We start from the raw sequence: 16,158 nt of genomic DNA, 5'->3' as shown, positions 1-16,158 counted from the left end.
CCCGCCAGCCGCACCCGCCCGCCGCAGGCGCCGCCGCGCCGAGCCCCCGCTCCCGCACCCCTCAGGCTGCGCCGAGCCCGCGCTCTCCGGACCTCGCGTCCGCGGCCTCACGCTCGAGCCGCTCGATGCGCCGCATCGCCGCCCGCTCGCTGCCCGTCTGGTTGCCCAGCACGCCGGTGATGCCGTCGAGGACCAGCCCGGTCGCCCGGTCGACGGGCAGCTCGATCGGACCGATCATGGGTGCCCGGATCCCGAGCAGCGCCCGGTGTCGCGGGTCGAGGGTCGACACCGCGCCCTGGTAGATCGCTCGGTAGCCGGGTCGGAGCATCGCGGCGAGGGGCGGGTTCTTGATGAACCGCAGGACCTCACGGGTCCGGGGTGTGACGGCGAGCTCGCCGCGGTCGAGGTAGCCGTCCATCTGCGCGCGGAGTTCGACCTCGGTCTCGGGGGCGTCGTGCACGCGCATCAGGCGTCCGGCGACGGCCCACTCGCGGACGTAGGCGTCGGCACCACCGGGGATCGGCTCGCCCCAGCGCTGGGCGGTGCGGAGGAACGCGTCGGTGAACGCGAGGTGCACCCAGCGGGCGAGATCCGGGTCGTTCGCCGTGTACGGCCGTCCGATGCCGTGACCGTCGACGTACAGGCCGCGCACCCGCTCGTGGAGCCGGAGCACCCATTCGCTGCCGGAGGTGGCGGTGTCGGTGTCGCCGTGGGTGACGGTGTAGATCCAGCGGATGGTGCCCGCGAGCCGGCCGAACGGGTCTTCCTTGTACCGGGAGTGGTCCGCGACCCCGGCGAGCGCCCCGGGGTGCAGGGCCTGGACGAGGAGCGCCCGGACGCCGGCGACGATGGTCTGGTTGCCGCCGTGCACGGACCAGGTGGCGGAGCCGGGGCCGAAGAAGCCGGCGTCGGTTCCCTTCTCGAGCTCGTCCACCCACTCCGGGCTGCCGTGGGTGTTGCCCGTGAACGTGGCCTGCAAGCGGGTGCGGAACGCATCGGTGACGAACGACATGCCGTCATGGTCCGTCGGCCCCCTGACAGCGCACCGGACACTCGCCGGAAACCGCGTCTGCGCCGATGAGCGTCCCGAGCAACGTCCGAGGCACCCGCGGCACCCGAGGCACCCGCGGCACCCCCGGCGACCACCGCTGCCGACGCGCGCACCGCCCTCGTCTGACAACCCCTCGGGTCCGCCCGCTAGGTTGGTCGACGTGAGCATCGACACGCCTCGTCCCTGGCTTGCCTCCTACGCGTCAGGGGTGCCGCACGACATCGAACCGATGACGGGGTCCCTGCCGGATCTCGTGGAGCAGTCGGCACGGCGCTTCCCGAAGGCGGTCGCGCTCGAGTTCTTCACGCGGGAGACCACGTACGCCCAGCTCGAGGAGCAGATCGCCCGTGCCGCGAACGGGCTGCGCAAGCTCGGCGTGACGAAGGGCGACCGGGTGGCGCTGGTGCTGCCGAACTGTCCGCAGCACGTCGTGGCGTTCTACGCGGTGCTCCGGCTCGGCGGCATCGTCGTGGAGCACAACCCGTTGTACACACCGCGGGAGCTGCGCCACCAGTTCGAGGACCACGGCGCGAAGGTCGCGATCGCGTGGGACAAGTCGGTGGCGACGCTGCAGGACTTCCCGAAGGACGTCGCGCTGGATGCGATCGTCTCGGTGGACCTCACCCGGGCGATGCCGCGCAGCACGCGCCTGGCACTGTCGTTGCCGGTGGCGAAGGCCCGCGAGTCCCGCGCGAAGCTCACGACCTCGGTGTCCGGAACCACGCGGTGGGACGACCTGGTGTCGGCCCGGAAGCTGTCGAAGCGGCACCCGCGGCCGGAGACCGACGATGTCGCGCTCATCCAGTACACCTCCGGCACGACCGGCACCCCGAAGGGTGCCGTCCTGACGCACCGGAACCTGCTGGCGAACGCCGCGCAGGCCCGTGCCTGGATCCCCCAGATCAGCGCAGGTGACGGCAGCGTCGTGCACGCGGTGCTGCCGATGTTCCACGCGTACGGCCTGACACTGTGCCTCACGTTCGCGATGAGCATCGCCGGGAGGCTCGTCCTGTTCCCGGCGTTCGACCCTGCGTTGGTCCTCAAGGCGATCAAGAAGCGTCCGCCGACGTTCCTGCCTGCCGTACCGCCGATCTACGCCCGGCTGCAGCACGCCGCCGACTCGGCGAAGGTGTCGCTGGCGGGCATCGACATCGGAATCTCCGGCGCGATGCCGCTGTCGCAGGACGTCATCGAGCCCTGGGAGGCCCGCACGGGCGGCTTCCTGGTGGAGGGCTACGGCCTGTCCGAGTGCTCTCCCGTGCTCATGGCGAACCCGGTGTCGGACGCCCGCCGCCTGGGTGCGATCGGCCTGCCGCTGCCGTCGACCGACTGCCGGGTGGTGGACCCCGACGACGAGTCCCGGGTGCTCGGCACCGACGAGTCCGGTGAGCTGCAGGTCCGCGGCCCGCAGGTCTTCGGCGGCTACTGGGGCAAGGCCGAGGCCACCGACGAGGTCTTCACCTCCGACGGCTGGTTCCGGACGGGCGACATCGTGGCGATCGACGCGGACGGGTTCGTGCGCATCGTCGACCGGCTCAAGGAGCTCATCATCACCGGCGGGTTCAACGTCGCACCCTCCGAGGTGGAGGACACTCTCCTCAAGCACCCCAGCGTCAAGGAGGTCGCGGTCGTCGGCATCACGCAGGGCGGCAACGAGCAGGTCGTCGCCGCGGTGATCCCGACCGACCCGGCGACGTTCGACGGAGATGCGCTCCGGGCCTGGTCCCGCGACCACCTCGCCGCGTACAAGGTGCCGCGGCGGGTGGTGGTGGTCGAGGACCTCCCCCGCTCGATGATCGGCAAGGTCCTGCGCCGTAAGGTGCGCGACGCCATCCTGCACGACTAGCGACGAGCGACGAGCGACGGCAGTCCGCTCCTACTTGCTGCTGATCCTCGTGTACTTGTTCACCGCCCACGGCACGAACACCGCGAGCATCACCGCGATCCCGATCAACACCGTCGTGATCGGGTGCTGCATGGTCCAGATCTCCGGCTCCGGCGCCGACCCGGCGTTGCCGAACAGCTCGCGCGCCGCCTGCACGAGCGAGGAGACCGGGTTCCACTCCGCGAACACCCGGAGCACGAGCGGCATCGTCTCGCTGGGCACGAAGGCGTTGGAGATGAACGTGAGCGGGAACAGGATCATGAACGAGGCGTTGTTGATCACCTCGGGCGTCTTGACGCTCATGCCGAGCAGGGCCATCACCCAGCTGAACGCGTAGCTGAACAGCAGGAGCAGTGCGAGCCCGCCGACGAACTCCACCGGTGACGATCCCACCCGCCAACCGACCGCCAGCCCGGTGGCCATCATGATCACCATCGAGATGCCGTTGAGCACGAGGTCGGAGTTCGTCCGTCCGACGAGCACGGCCGAGGCCGACATCGGCAGGGTCCGGAACCGGTCGATGAGTCCTTCCTTGAGGTCCTGCGCCATGGCCGATCCGGAGAACGTGGCGCCGAAGACGACGGTCTGCGCGAAGATCCCCGCCATCAGGAACTGCGTGTAGTCGGTCCCCTGCACGCTGATGGCGCCGCCGTAGACCTGGCTGAACAGCAGGACGAACATGATCGGCTGCAGCACGGCGAACACGAGCATGTCCGGCGACCGCTTGATCTTGATCAGGTTGCGCTTCGTCACCGTCCAGCCGTCCTCGAACCAGACGGCGAGCGGGGCGGTGACGACGACGGGCAGCTGCCGCCCGAGCGCGTTGCCGGTGCCGGTCGTGGTGGTGGTCATGGCACCAGCTCCTGTCGGGAGGCCCGCTCCCCGCCCGACGGACCGGTCGCCGCCGTCCCGTCCACACGTCCGCCCCCACCGCCGTCCTGGTCGTCCGTGGCGGCGTGTCCGGTGAGACGGAGGAACACGTCGTCCAGCGTCGGGCGGCGCATCCCGGCGTCGTGCAGCGCGATGCCGGCGGCGCCGAGGTCGGCGAGGACCCGTTGCAGCGCCGCGGGCCCGGCGTCGACGGTGACGGCCCGGGTGCGACCGTCGCCGCTCGTCTCGACCTCCCCGCTGCCGTGCCGCCGGAGGACGGTGGTGGTGGCGTCCCCGTCGGCGGCGTCCACGAGGGTGACGACGACGCGGTGTCCGCCGACCTGGGCCTTGAGCTCGTCCGAGGTGCCCTCGGCGATGACCCGGCCGTCGTCGATGACGGCGATGTCGTCGGCGAGCTGGTCGGCCTCCTCGAGGTACTGCGTGGTGAGGAGCACCGTGGCTCCGCCGGCGACGAGGTCCTCGATGATGCCCCAGAGCGCGAGGCGGCTGCGCGGGTCGAGGCCCGTCGTCGGCTCGTCCAGGAACAGCACGCGCGGGTTCATCACGAGTGCCCCGGCGAGGTCGATCCGACGGCGCATGCCGCCGGAGAACCCCTTGACGGGGCGGTCGCCCGCTTCGGAGAGCCCGAACACGTCGATGAGTTCGCGTGCCCGGTCGCGCGCTGCTCGTCGGCCCAGGTGGTAGAGCCGCCCGATCATCTCGAGGTTCTCGAACCCGGTGAGGTTCTCGTCGACGGCGGCGTACTGCCCGGAGACGCCGATCGCGCGGCGGGTGCCCTGTGGGTCGGCGACGACGTCCATGCCGGCGACGGACGCTGACCCGGCGTCCGGTTCGACGAGGGTCGTGAGGACCTTCACGGTGGTGGTCTTCCCGGCCCCGTTCGGGCCGAGCAGTGCGGTGACGGTGCCCTCGGGCACCGAGAGGTCGAGGCCCGCCAGTGCGTGCACGGGCCCCGACTTGGATCGGTAGGTCTTGGTGAGGCCGGAGGCCTCGATGATGGCCATGTCGCTCCTTCGTGACCGGCTGCGTCCCTCGGGGCCGACCGGACACGCGGACCCGGTCGACCGGGCGGCGGGAGCGACGGACGTCACTCAGACGTCGAAGCCACCGCCGAAGTCGCTGGAGCCCTGGTCGAACCCGCCGTCGGACATGCCGCCGAAGTCGGAACCACCGTCGCCCCAGGAGGCGTTGTCGTACCCGCCGCCGTCGGCCGCACCGCCGTCGCCGGATCCGTCACCAGTGTCCCCCGAACCGCCGTCATCCGCACCACTCGCATCGGTTCCACCGTCGAACGACCCGGGGTCCGGGAGGAAGGCGCTCATCAGGGCGGAACCGATCACGTAGCCGCCGACGGTGCCGAGTAGCGAGGCGCCGAGCATGCTGCCGAAGCCCGAGCCCTGCCGTCCGCCGAAGCCACCACCCATGCCGCCGCCACCGATGCCACCGAGCGAGCGCTCCATGTACCCGGGCTGCCGGAGCTCGGACCGGGTCGCACTCTGGGCGAGCGAGCGAGGATCATCGCCACGTGGGGCCTCGCCGGCCGGAGCGGTGCGGGTGAACTCGTCGTAGACCATCCGGCGCTGCTCGGGCGTCAGGGTGGCGAACGCCTCGGCGTGCACCTCCTCGATCCGCTCGGGCGGCGCGGTGCGGAGCAGGTAGCGGTACCGCTCGACGGCGCGCTGGTCCTCGCCCCCGGGCTGCTGGCCGGGTCCTGACCGGTCGGGTACACCGGACGGCGTGGCTGCCCCGTACGGTGCGGCCGGCGCCTGCTGGTACGACTGCTGGCCGTACTGGTAGCCCGGCTGCGGTGCACCACCGGTTCCGCGTCGTGGCTGCTCCGGACGCTCCTCGCGGCCGAGCAGACGGTCGAGGAATCCCATGGTGTGCTCCTTCGTCGCGGGCACCGTGCCCACTGGCGCCCACGCTAGGCACCGTCGGCCGGGTCTGACTGTGCGTGCGCTCAGAAGCCGCCGTGCACCTCCCGTCCGGGAGGCCCGTCCACCGTCAGGACGTCGGCCCGGCCCCGGTGACCGCCGCGGTCCAGACCGCGAACAGCTCGTCGGCCGCGCCCGGGTGCGCCGCCAGGAACGGCACACCGGCGGGCGGGAAGTCCTGCACCGGCCCGTCGAGGGTCAGCACGACCCCACCGGCTTCGTGCACGAGGAGCACGGCGGCACCGTGGTCGACCGGGTCGAACGCCGGCATGCACGCCCCGATCCCCCGGCCGGCGGCGACCTGGGCGATCGTCAGGGTGCCCGAGCCGGGGACGCGCACGGAGCAGGACCGGGCGGCGAGCGCGTCGACGAACGCGCCGAAGCCGGGCCACGGGTGGGCACCGTCGAGCTCGGTCCCGACCACGGCGCCGGCGAGGGCGCGCGGGGCGTCGTCGAGGCGCAGCACCCGGTCGCGTTCGGTCGCTCCCCGGCCGCGGCGGGCCTCCAGGACCTCGCCGCGCCAGGGGTCCACGACGACGCCGACCAGGGGGCGCCCGGACCGGGTCAGGCACAGCGAGGTGCTCGTCCACGGCACGCCGTTCGCCAGGTTCCGGCTGCCGTCGACGGGGTCCAGGTACCACCGGTGCTTGTCCCCTGGGGCGACGCCGTACTCCTCGCCGACGAAGCCGTGCTCGGGGAACGCCGCCCGGACGCGACCGCGGACGTGCTGCTCGATCGACCGGTCCAGTGCCGTGACCTGCGCTCCGGTGTCGCCGGCGTCCGGGTCGACGCGGTGTTCGCGGGTGAAGGCGATGACCTCGTGCGCGATCCGGTGTGCCAGGGTCTGGGCGCGGCCGGCGACCTCGGCTTCACCGGGATCCCGGACCGGCCGCGACCAGCCGTCCCGCTCGGCGGCGGCCAGGACGGCGTGCACCGTGGCGACGTCCTCGGTGAGGACCAGGTCCGCGCCGAGCCGGGTCACCCAGCGGGTCGGCTCCGGGTCGTCGACGGTCCACACCGCGACGCACAGCCCGAGGGCGTGTGCCGCGCGGACGGTGGCGGGCGTGAGGAAGGCGATGTCGAGGTCGAGTGTCGAGGGCCCGAGCTCCTGCACGTCGGCGGCCGTCGGTGCTCCCAGGGTGTCCCAGGGCATCCAGACGTCGGCCTCGGGCAGCAGCGCCCGGACGGCCTGCATCGCAGCCAGCGTCCCGCGCCACGCCACCCGCACGGCGTCGTCCACGCCGGTGCCGGCGCCCGCCACGGTGCGCACCGCGGCCTCGGCATCGGCCGGGTCCGCGAGCCCGACCACCAGCGCGGCGGAGCACCCCTCGAGCCGCTCGAGCACGGCGTCGAGGCGTGGGATGCGGTCGAGCCCGTTGCCCAGCCGAGCGACGTCGCACCACGGCGTCGCGGAGACCCGGCGGCCGTCGCCCCACATCCGGCCGAGGGTCTCGTCGTGCAGCAGCACGGGGACCCCGTCGGCGGTGACCCGGACGTCGACCGCGACGACGTCGGCACCGAGGGCCTCGGCGACGGCGACGGCCGGCAGCGTGTTCTCGCGGCGGACACCCGGGGCCCCACGCGAGGCGACGATCCGGGGCGGACGGAGGCCGGGCCTCCCGGTCGTCGTCGGTGCCGGGGTCTCGAGCGTCGTCACCGTCCCATGGTGGGAGCGTGGCCCGAACACCACGTGACGCGGCGGTGAACAGCCGGGGGCCATGCGGCCGGTGGCCATGCGGCCGGGGCCTGAGAGGATGGTGCCGTGGAGACTCGTACCTGGGGTTGGCTCGCGGCGGTCGTCGACGTCGTGCTCATCGTCGCGTTCGCCGTCATCGGACGCAGTTCGCACGGCGAGGCGTTCGCGCCGCTCGGCCTGTGGACGACCGCGTACCCGTTCCTGGCGGGGTGGGCGATCGCGTACGTGACCTCCGGGGCGTGGTCACGCCCGCTCGCGATCTGGCCGACCGGTGTCGTGGCGTGGATCCTGACGGTGTTCGTCGGGATGGCGATCCGGGTCGCGACCGGGCAGGGCGTGGTCGACGGCAACCCGCTGCCGATCTCGTTCCTCGTCGTGGCGACGATCGTGCTCGGCGTGTTCCTGGTCGGCTGGCGGCTCCTCGCCCGACTCGTGGTCCGCCTCCGGTCGGGCAGGCGTCCGGCGGGCGGCGACGCGCGGGCTGCCGGTTAGAAGAGGCCGCCCCGCGGACCCTCGTCCGGGCCGTCGAACCCGCGGAACATGTCCGACACCAGCGCGGCGATCTGCGGTTCGACGAGACGCTCGATGGCCTCGGCGATGCGCTCCCGGTGGTCCAGCAGCGCCAGGCACACGGCTGTGCCGGTCGACCGGGCGCATTCGTCAGACAGCTCGATCTCGTGGCGGAGTGCCGCCTTCGCCTCGTCGGACAGCGGCTCGCGCGGCTCCTGTTCGCTCGCCCCGATGCCCGCCAGCTCGCCGAGGGTGAACAGGAACGGCTCGCCCGGCTCGGGCTGCGGGTCCACGTCCAGGCCCTGGAACTCCGGCGACAACCCGTCGGCGGGCTGGTACCCCGAGCGTCGCTTGCGTGCTGCGGCCCGCTCGAGTTCACGCTGCAGCAGCGGCAGGTTCTTCGCCGTGTGGTCGTCGACCGCGTCCTCGACGATGGCGGACATCCGACCGATCAGCGCGTGCTGCACCGGGTGCGGAACGTCCGGCCCGAACCCCGCCGCGGCGGCGATCGGCGAGCCCGTGCAGCGTCGGCAGATGCGGGTGCGTGGACGGGCGGTCCCGATCTGCCACCGGGGCAGCCAGCGCAGCCAGACGTCGACGGCGTTCCGCACGCGTCCGTCGATGCCGTCCATCCTGCAAGCGTAGGCGGCGCGCCCGGGATCCGCCCCGAGGCGCGACGGGAGGCCCGGTGCGCGACCGTCAGACCGGCTCGGTCACGAAGTCGATCAGCTCCTCGACCCGACCGAGCAGCTGTGGTTCGAGGTCGGCGAAGGTCCGCACCTGCCCCAGGATCCGCTGCCACGCCCGGGCGATGTCGGCCTGCTCGGCGTGCGGCCACCCGAGTGCCTGGCAGATGCCGGCCTTCCACTCGATCGACCGTGGGATCGTCGGCCAGGCCTGCAGTCCGACACGTGCCGGCTTCACCGACTGCCAGACGTCGACGAACGGGTGTCCGACGACGAGCACGTGTGCGCCCCACTTCCCGCGCATCACGGCGTCCGCGAAACGGGACTCCTTCGAGCCCGGCACGAGGTGGTCGACGAGGACGCCGACCCGACGCTCCCGGGTCGGGCGGAAGTCGTCCAGCACGTCGGCCAGGTTGTCGACCCCGGACAGCTCCTCGACGACGACCCCCTCGACCCGGAGATCGGCGCCCCACACCTTCTCGACGAGTTCGGCGTCGTGCTTGCCCTCGACCATGATCCGGCTCGGCAGGGCCACCCGGGCGCGCTGCTGCTCGACGGCGAACGACCCGGACGCGGTGCGGAGGCGACCACCGTCGGAGGCATGCCGGACCGCCGGGGCCGCTCCGGGCCTCCCGGCCGTGGCGGTGCCGGCGGTGGACCGAGCCGGCGGCGCGGCCGCGGCGGACCGACCGACCGGTGCCTGTGGACGCGTCAGGGTGACCAGTTCACCCTCGAGCAGGAACTGACCGACGAAGGGGAAGGCGCGGACGCGACCCTTCCAGTCCTCGAGCGAGACGTTGCCGGCTTCGAGGCCGACCACGGCGCCGGCCCACCCGGAGTCCGGGTCCTCGAGCACCATGTCACGCTCGAGCGGCACCTGCCGCACCTTCTGCACACCCCGCGAGCGCCAGTCGCCCGAGAGCACGTCACTGCCGTACCGGTCCTCGTCCACCCGCACGAGCGTACTGTCGACGGGCGTCCGGACAACGTCGACCGGCCGGTTCCCCATCATCCCGACGGAAGGCACACCCGTGCGTGCAACAGTCATCCACGCCCCCCGCGACATCCGTGTCGAAGAGCGCGATGCCCCCACGATCCTCACCCCGTCCGACGCCGTCGTGCGTGTCGTCGCCGCGTGCGTCTGCGGCTCGGACCTCTGGCCCTACCGGGGTGTCCGCGACACGAAGGAACCGCGGGCGATCGGTCACGAGTTCGTCGGCGTCGTCGACCAGGTCGGCGACGACGTGACCGACGTGCGCGTCGGCGACTTCGTCATCGCACCGTTCACGACCAACGACGGCACCTGCCAGGCCTGCGCGCACGGCATGACGAGCGGCTGCGACCACGGCTCCACGTTCGGTGTCACGCCGGACGCCTACGGCCACCCGCTGGGCGGCGCCCAGGCCGAGTACGTCCGTGTGCCGGACGCCGCCGCCAGCCTCGTCGTCGTGCCAGGGCCGGTCGACGAGGACCTCGTGCCGTCGCTCCTGACCCTGTCCGACGTGTTCTCCACCGGGCACCACGCCGCGGTGTCGGCCGGGGTCGGCCCGGGCAAGACCGTCGTCGTGGTCGGCGACGGTGCGGTCGGGCTGTCGGCGGTCCTCGCCGCGAAGCGTCTCGGCGCCGAGCGGATCATCGCGATGAGCCGCCACGCGGACCGGCAGGCGCTGGCGCGCGACTTCGGCGCGAGCGACATCGTCGAGACCCGCGGCGACGAGGGCGTCCAGGCCGTGCGGGACCTGCTGGACGGCGACCTCGCCGACTGCGCGCTCGAGGCCGTCGGCACCGCGGAGAGCATGGACCAGGCCCTCCGGGTCGTCCGCGCCGGTGGTGCGGTGGGCTACGTCGGCGTGCCGGCGGGTGACCCCGAGCTGCCGATGCCGTTCCTGTTCGCGAAGAACATCACGGTCGGCGGCGGCATGGCCCCGGCCCGCGCGTACATCGAGGAGCTGTTGCCCGACGTGCTGTCGCGGACCATCGACCCGGGCAAGGTGTTCGACCTCGAACTGCCCCTGGACCAGGCTCCCGAGGCCTACGCCGCGATGGACGAGCGCCGGGCGATCAAGGTGCTGCTGCGCCCGTAGCTCCTCAGGGAACGCAACGTGGGCGGTTGCGCGCGACGGTGTTCCGTTGCGTACAGCCGCCCACGTTGCGTTCTGGGGAAGGTCAGCGGACGGCGAGGACCCGGTGTGGGGACGCCGCCTCGGCACGCCAACCCGGCGGCAGGGCGGCGCTGAGCTCCGGGACGGTGAAGCTCCGGCGGATGGAGCGGAGACCGTCCTCGCGGATGAACGTGCCCGCCGAGACGAACGACGCCCCGATCGCGTACAGCCGGTAGGCCGACACCGAACGCCGGATGTCGGAGTGCACACTGCGGGTGACGGCCAACTCCCCGGAGTCCCGGAGGAACGCCGCTCGCTCGGCGTCGTCGAGGTGGTGCAGCACGTGGTTCGACACGACGACGTCGAACCGCTCGCCCGCCGCGACCAGGTCGGCGCTCGACTCCGTGCGGAACCTCACCCCGGCCGTCGTCCGTCGCTCGGCCGCCGCGATCGCCCGCGGGTCCGGGTCCACCCCGACGACCTCGAGGTCGAAGCCGTCCCCCCGCGCCCACCGCACCAGCGACCGGGCGAGGTCACCGCCGCCGCAGCCGAGGTCGAGCACGCGGGCCCGACCGGTCGGCGGCAGTGCCGGGGCGACGTGGGTGCGCCAGACCGACCGCCAGCCGGACACCGCGGCGTTCACCAGGGCGAAGCGGCGGAAGGTCCGGTCGAGCGTCGCGGGGTCGCAGTCCGGGTCGTCCATCAACTCGCGCAGGTCGACCGCGCGGGTGGAGAGGTCGACGGGGTCGGTCACGCCCCCACCCCGACGGGGGCGACAGCGTCGGCCGCGTCGACCACTGCCGACGCACCGCTGGCGTCCGCCGCGGCGATCGCGCTCCCGACCACGGTCAGCGACGCCGCCTCGACGGTCAGCCCCGGCCCGAAGGCCAGCGCGACGACGGGCGTACCGTCCGCGGGACGTGCCTCGAGGGCCTCCCGGAGGACGAACAGCACCGTCGCACTCGACATGTTGCCGTGGTCGCGGAGGACCGCGCGGCTCGCCGTCAACGCGCTGTCCGGCAGGTGCAGGGCGTCCTGGGTACGGTCCAGGATCGCCCGCCCGCCGGGGTGCACGGCCCAGACCGGCACGTCGTCCGGCGTCCAGCCGCGCGGGTCGAGGAGCGGGGCGACCGCCTCGGCCGCGTGCACGCCGATCAGCTTCGGGACCTCGGTGCTCAGCACCATCTCGAAGCCCTCGTCACCGATGTTCCACGCCATCTCGCTCGCCCCCTCGGGCAGGACCATGGTGGTGAAGCCGTCGAGTCGGAGGCCCGGACCGTCCGCCGTGACGACGGCCGCCGCGGCTCCGTCGCCGAAGACGCTGTTCGCGACGATCTGGTCCGGGTCCTCGGAGTGACGGACGTGCAACGTGCAGAGCTCGGCGCAGACGACGAGGACGACCGCCGTCGGGTCCGCGCCGACGAACGCATCGGCGATGCGGAGGGCGGGGAACGCGGCGAAGCACCCCATGAACCCGACGTGCTGCCGGAAGACGTTGCGCGGCAGACCGAGTTCCTCGACGATCGCCAGGTCCGGCCCGGGCTGCGTGAAGCCGGTGCAGGACACGGTCACGACGTGTGTGACGGTCGCCGGGTCGACCGCAGCGCGCTCGAGGGCGTCACGAGCGGCGCCGACGAAGAGCGGCGGAGCGAGCTCGCGGAAGCGGTCGTTCCGTGTCCCGGTGCTCGGCGAGCTGAGGATCCCGTCGGCGTCGCGGAACGCACCGGGCGCGGCCGCCGCGTCGAGCTCCGGCAGGACGCTGTGGCGGTGCTCCACCTCGGAGGCGTTGAAGGCCGCGGGGACGAGCCGCGAGGCAAGCCTCCCGAGGCCGGGCTGGGCGGCGAACAGGTCACGGACCGACGCCTGCCCGAGGGTGGTCCGCGGGACGGCGGTACCGATGGCTCGGATCGTTGCTGACACGCTCCATCCTGTCACCGGATCGCTGACGTGTCCCCAGGATGGACGGGAGGCCCGTGGCGTTCTCGCCACGGGCCTCCCGTCATGCGCGTCCAGCGCTGGGTCGTGCTGGGTCCTACTGCTGCTGCGCGCGCTCCAGGACGAGCTCGCGCACTCGCGCGGCGTCGGCCTGGCCCTTCATGGCCTTCATCACGGAGCCGATGATCGCGCCGGCGGCCTGCACCTTGCCGTCGCGGATCTTCTGCAGCACGTCCGGCTGACCGGCCAGTGCCTCGTCGACCGCGGCGGTGAGGGCGGAGTCGTCGGAGACGACCCGCAGCCCGCGGGACTCGACGACCTGCGCCGGCGAGCCCTCTCCGGCGATGACGCCCTCGAGGACCTGGCGTGCGAGACGGTCGGTCAGGTCACCGGACTCCACGAGCGCGATGACCTCGGCCACGTGCTGCGGCGACACCAGGTCGCCGGGAGCGGCGTCCTGCGCGTTCGCGACACGGCTGATCTCACCGGTCCACCACTTGCGGGCGGCCTGCGGACCGGCACCGGCGTCGACGGTCGCCTGGACCTCGTCGAGGAGCCCGCCGTTGACGACGTCCTGGAACTCGAGGTCCGCGAAGCCCCACTCGCCCTTCAGGCGACGACGTCGGGCCACCGGCGCCTCGGGCAGACCCGCGCGGAGCTCCTCGATCAGTGCCGGGTCGGGCACGACGGGCAGCAGGTCCGGCTCCGGGAAGTAGCGGTAGTCGTCGGCGTCCGACTTGGGACGGCCGGCCGAGGTGCGACCGGTGTCCTCGTGCCAGTGTCGGGTCTCCTGCGTGATGGTGCCGCCGGCCGCGAGGATCGCCGCCTGCCGCTGGATCTCGTAGCGGATGGCCCGCTCGACCGCGCGGAACGAGTTGACGTTCTTCGTCTCGGTGCGGGTGCCGAGCTTCTCCTGGCCCCACGGGCGCAGCGAGATGTTCGCGTCGCAGCGCAGGTTCCCGCGCTCCATGCGGGCCTCGGAGACGCCGAGGGCACGGACGAGGTCACGGATGACCTGCACGTACGCGGCGCCGAGCTCGGGGGCACGCTCCTTGGCGCCGATGATCGGCTTCGTGACGATCTCGACCAGCGGGACACCCGCGCGGTTGTAGTCGACGAGCGAGTACTCGGCGCCCTGGATCCGGCCCGTGGCACCACCGACGTGCGTCAGCTTGCCCGCGTCCTCTTCCATGTGGGCGCGCTCGATCGGCACCTGGAAGATCGTGCCGTCGGCGAGTTCGACCTCGACCTCGCCCTCGAAGGCGATGGGCTCGTCGAACTGCGAGATCTGGTAGTTCTTCGGATTGTCCGGGTAGAAGTAGTTCTTCCGTGCGAACCGCGAGCTCTCGGCGATCGAGCAGCCGAGCGCGAGCCCGAGCTGGATCGAGTAGCGCACGGCCTGCTCGTTGACGACCGGCAGGGACCCGGGCAGCCCGAGGTCGACCGGTGTCACGTTCGTGTTCGGTTCGCCGCCGAAGAAGTTCGGCGCGTCCGAGAACATCTTCGTGGCCGTCGCGAGTTCGACGTGCACCTCGAAGCCGAGGACCGGCTCGAACCGCTCGAGCGCCTCGTCGAAGTCCATGAGTGCGTCCTTGGCCATCAGATGACACCTTCCTCTGCGGCGGACTGCTGTGTGGCGTCCAGGTTCGGGATCCGGGAGATGAGCGGGGCACCCCACTGCTGCTCGAGCAGACGCTCCAGCGCGGCACCCACCCGGTAGAGCCGGGCGTCCTCGCGCTGCGGGGCCATCAGCTGCACGCCGGTCGGCAGCGAGTCCTCGGGCGCCAGGCCGTTCGGGATGCTCATGCCGGGGACGCCCGCCAGGTTCGCGGGGATCGTGGTGAGGTCGTTGAGGTACATCGCGAGCGGGTCGTCGATGCGCTCACCGATCTTGAACGCCGTCGTCGGCGCCGACGGGCTGATGAGCAGGTCGACCTGCTCGAAGGCGGCCGTGAAGTCGCGCTGGACGAGCGTGCGGACCTTCTGCGCACTGCCGTAGTAGGCGTCGTAGTACCCGGCGCTCAGGGCGTACGTGCCGAGGATGATGCGGCGCTTGACCTCGGGCCCGAAGCCGGCTTCGCGCGTGGCGGCCATGACGTCCTCGACCGTGGCGCCGCCCTCGGGCGTGACACGCAGGCCGAAGCGGACCGAGTCGAACTTCGCGAGGTTCGAGGACGCCTCCGCCGGGAGGATCAGGTAGTAGGCGCTGATCGCGTACGCGAACGACGGCGCGTCGATCTCGACGACCACGGCACCGGCCGACTCGAGCAGCGCGACGGTCTCCTGGAAGCGCTGCGTGACGCCGGCCTGGAAGCCCTCGCCACCGGCGAGTTCCTTGACGACGCCGATGCGGACGCCCTTGAGCGAGTCGGCCTGCAGACCGTCGCGCGCGGCAGCGGCGAACGAGGGCCACTCCTGCCGCAGCGAGGTGGAGTCCTTCGGGTCGTGCCCGCCGATGACGTCGTGCAGCAGTGCGGCGTCGAGGACGGTGCGGGACACCGGCCCGATCTGGTCGAGGCTCGACGCCAACGCGATCGCACCGTAACGGCTGACGCCACCGTAGGTCGGCTTCACACCGACGGTGCCCGTGACGGCACCGGGCTGACGGATCGACCCACCGGTGTCGGAGCCCAGGGCGAGCGGGGCTTCGTGCGCGGCCACCGCTGCCGCCGAGCCGCCGCCGGACCCGCCGGGGATCCGGTCCAGGTCCCACGGGTTGTGGGTCGGGCCGTACGCCGAGAACTCGGTCGACGAGCCCATCGCGAACTCGTCCATGTTCGTCTTGCCGAGCGGCACCAGGCCGGCACGGCGGAGCTTGGCGACCGGGGTGGCGTCGTACGGCGGCACCCAGCCCTCGAGGATCTTCGAGCCCGAGGTGGTCGGCATGTCCTGCGTGCACAGGACGTCCTTGACGGCGATCGGCACGCCGGCGAGCGGACCGAGGTCGTCCCCGGCCGCGCGGCGGGAGTCGATGGCCTTCGCGGCGGCGATCGCGTTCTGGTTGACGTGCAGGAACGCGTGCACGTCCCCGTCGACGGCGGCGATCCGGTCGAGGTGGGCCTGCGTGGCCTCGACGCTTGAGACGTCGCGGGCCACCAGGGCGTCGGCGAGCGCGGCAGCGCTCAGCGTGGTGATGTCGTGGGTCACTGTTCTTCCGCCTACTGTTCTTCGCCGAGGATCGCGGTCACCCGGAAGCGCTCGCCGTCCGAGTCGGGGGCACCGGAGAGCGCCTGCTCCTGGGTCAGCGTCTCGCCGACCACGTCGGGGCGGGACACGTTCTCGAGCGGGACCGGGTGGCTCGTCGCGGGGACGTCCGGGGTCGCGACCTCGGTGACCTTGGCGACGCTGTCGACGATGAGAGACAGCTCCTCGGTCATCTTCTCGATCTCGTCGGGCGTGAGTGCGATACGTGCGAGGTTCGCCAGGTGTGCGACCTGCTCGCTCGTGATGTCAGGCATGGTGCTCCGT

General features: G+C 72.4%; 15 protein-coding genes. 3 read left to right on the top strand and 12 right to left on the bottom strand.

Annotation, left to right across the window (positions count from 1 at the left end; all coding sequences use genetic code 11):
- Positions 1-61: 61 nt before the first annotated feature.
- The gene (locus tag DEJ24_RS11155; RefSeq protein ID WP_111078689.1) at positions 62-1,012 is read right to left on the bottom strand and encodes an oxygenase MpaB family protein; all 951 of its coding nucleotides are present in this window, start codon (positions 1,010-1,012) and stop codon (positions 62-64) included.
- A gap of 199 nt (positions 1,013-1,211) precedes the next feature.
- Here DEJ24_RS11155 and DEJ24_RS11150 point away from each other — a divergent pair, with 199 nt between their 5' ends.
- Positions 1,212-2,897 (top strand): long-chain-fatty-acid--CoA ligase, encoded by a 1,686-nt coding sequence (locus DEJ24_RS11150; protein ID WP_111078707.1) that lies wholly within the window; start codon positions 1,212-1,214, stop codon positions 2,895-2,897.
- A gap of 30 nt (positions 2,898-2,927) precedes the next feature.
- Here DEJ24_RS11150 and DEJ24_RS11145 read toward each other — a convergent pair whose 3' ends face one another.
- The 4 genes from DEJ24_RS11145 to DEJ24_RS11130 form a co-directional block, all read right to left on the bottom strand.
- Positions 2,928-3,788 carry an ABC transporter permease gene (locus DEJ24_RS11145; protein WP_111078688.1) on the bottom strand — a complete coding sequence of 287 codons (861 nt, stop codon included), beginning with the start codon at positions 3,786-3,788 and terminating at the stop codon, positions 2,928-2,930.
- A complete protein-coding gene (locus DEJ24_RS11140; protein WP_111078687.1) occupies positions 3,785-4,831 on the bottom strand; it encodes an ATP-binding cassette domain-containing protein in 1,047 nt (348 codons plus the stop codon). The genes DEJ24_RS11145 and DEJ24_RS11140 overlap by 4 nt, the downstream gene beginning before the upstream one ends.
- Before the next feature lie 87 nt (positions 4,832-4,918).
- A complete protein-coding gene (locus DEJ24_RS11135; RefSeq protein WP_111078706.1) occupies positions 4,919-5,707 on the bottom strand; it encodes a hypothetical protein in 789 nt (262 codons plus the stop codon).
- A gap of 124 nt (positions 5,708-5,831) precedes the next feature.
- On the bottom strand, positions 5,832-7,418 hold the full coding sequence (locus DEJ24_RS11130; RefSeq protein WP_220036712.1) for an inositol monophosphatase family protein: 1,587 nt from the start codon (positions 7,416-7,418) through the stop codon (positions 5,832-5,834).
- 105 nt (positions 7,419-7,523) lie between these two features.
- Between DEJ24_RS11130 and DEJ24_RS11125 the strand changes: the two genes are divergently transcribed.
- A complete protein-coding gene (locus DEJ24_RS11125) occupies positions 7,524-7,949 on the top strand; it encodes a DUF3054 domain-containing protein (protein WP_111078685.1) in 426 nt (141 codons plus the stop codon).
- Here DEJ24_RS11125 and DEJ24_RS11120 read toward each other — a convergent pair.
- A complete protein-coding gene (locus DEJ24_RS11120; protein ID WP_111078684.1) occupies positions 7,946-8,599 on the bottom strand; it encodes a spermidine/putrescine ABC transporter substrate-binding protein in 654 nt (217 codons plus the stop codon). The two genes, DEJ24_RS11125 and DEJ24_RS11120, sit on opposite strands and share 4 nt — an antisense overlap.
- A 67-nt stretch (positions 8,600-8,666) precedes the next feature.
- Positions 8,667-9,605, bottom strand: coding sequence for a DUF3097 domain-containing protein (locus tag DEJ24_RS11115; protein ID WP_111078705.1), 939 nt, complete (start codon positions 9,603-9,605; stop codon positions 8,667-8,669).
- Between the two features lie 79 nt (positions 9,606-9,684).
- Between DEJ24_RS11115 and DEJ24_RS11110 the strand changes: the two genes are divergently transcribed.
- Complete coding sequence (locus DEJ24_RS11110) at positions 9,685-10,737, top strand: zinc-binding dehydrogenase (RefSeq protein ID WP_111078683.1); 1,053 nt, start codon at positions 9,685-9,687, stop codon at positions 10,735-10,737.
- An 82-nt stretch (positions 10,738-10,819) separates the two neighbouring features.
- Here DEJ24_RS11110 and DEJ24_RS11105 read toward each other — a convergent pair whose 3' ends face one another.
- The 5 genes from DEJ24_RS11105 to gatC form a co-directional block, all read right to left on the bottom strand.
- A complete protein-coding gene (locus DEJ24_RS11105) occupies positions 10,820-11,509 on the bottom strand; it encodes a methyltransferase domain-containing protein (protein WP_258374629.1) in 690 nt (229 codons plus the stop codon).
- Positions 11,506-12,675, bottom strand: coding sequence for a type III polyketide synthase (locus tag DEJ24_RS11100; RefSeq protein ID WP_111078682.1), 1,170 nt, complete (start codon positions 12,673-12,675; stop codon positions 11,506-11,508). The genes DEJ24_RS11105 and DEJ24_RS11100 overlap by 4 nt, the downstream gene beginning before the upstream one ends.
- Positions 12,676-12,787: 112 nt before the next feature.
- A complete protein-coding gene (gene gatB / locus DEJ24_RS11095; protein ID WP_111078681.1) occupies positions 12,788-14,290 on the bottom strand; it encodes an Asp-tRNA(Asn)/Glu-tRNA(Gln) amidotransferase subunit GatB in 1,503 nt (500 codons plus the stop codon).
- Entirely contained in the window at positions 14,290-15,837 is a 1,548-nt protein-coding gene (gene gatA / locus DEJ24_RS11090; RefSeq protein ID WP_111078680.1) for an Asp-tRNA(Asn)/Glu-tRNA(Gln) amidotransferase subunit GatA, read from the bottom strand. Before gatA ends, gatB begins: the two co-directional genes overlap by 1 nt.
- Positions 15,838-15,848: 11 nt before the next feature.
- Positions 15,849-16,148 (bottom strand): Asp-tRNA(Asn)/Glu-tRNA(Gln) amidotransferase subunit GatC, encoded by a 300-nt coding sequence (gatC, locus tag DEJ24_RS11085; RefSeq protein WP_111076257.1) that lies wholly within the window; start codon positions 16,146-16,148, stop codon positions 15,849-15,851.
- Between the last annotated feature and the right edge of the window lie 10 nt (positions 16,149-16,158).

This window comes from Curtobacterium sp. MCPF17_001 (assembly GCF_003234615.1).
Classification (GTDB): domain Bacteria; phylum Actinomycetota; class Actinomycetes; order Actinomycetales; family Microbacteriaceae; genus Curtobacterium.
The sequence above is the reverse complement of the archived record's forward strand: the minus strand, read 5'-3'. Positions and strand labels throughout refer to the sequence as shown.

Bases quoted from the DNA above. Each gene is read 5' to 3' on its own strand.
- DEJ24_RS11155 (WP_111078689.1), bottom strand. From the start codon at position 1,012: ATGTCGTTCGTCACCGATGCGTTCCGCACCCGCTTGCAGGCCACGTTC.
- DEJ24_RS11145 (WP_111078688.1), bottom strand. From the start codon at position 3,788: ATGACCACCACCACGACCGGCACCGGCAACGCGCTCGGGCGGCAGCTG.
- DEJ24_RS11140 (WP_111078687.1), bottom strand. From the start codon at position 4,831: ATGGCCATCATCGAGGCCTCCGGCCTCACCAAGACCTACCGATCCAAG.
- DEJ24_RS11135 (WP_111078706.1), bottom strand. From the start codon at position 5,707: ATGGGATTCCTCGACCGTCTGCTCGGCCGCGAGGAGCGTCCGGAGCAG.
- DEJ24_RS11120 (WP_111078684.1), bottom strand. From the start codon at position 8,599: ATGGACGGCATCGACGGACGCGTGCGGAACGCCGTCGACGTCTGGCTG.
- gatB (WP_111078681.1), bottom strand. From the start codon at position 14,290: ATGGCCAAGGACGCACTCATGGACTTCGACGAGGCGCTCGAGCGGTTC.
- gatC (WP_111076257.1), bottom strand. From the start codon at position 16,148: ATGCCTGACATCACGAGCGAGCAGGTCGCACACCTGGCGAACCTCGCA.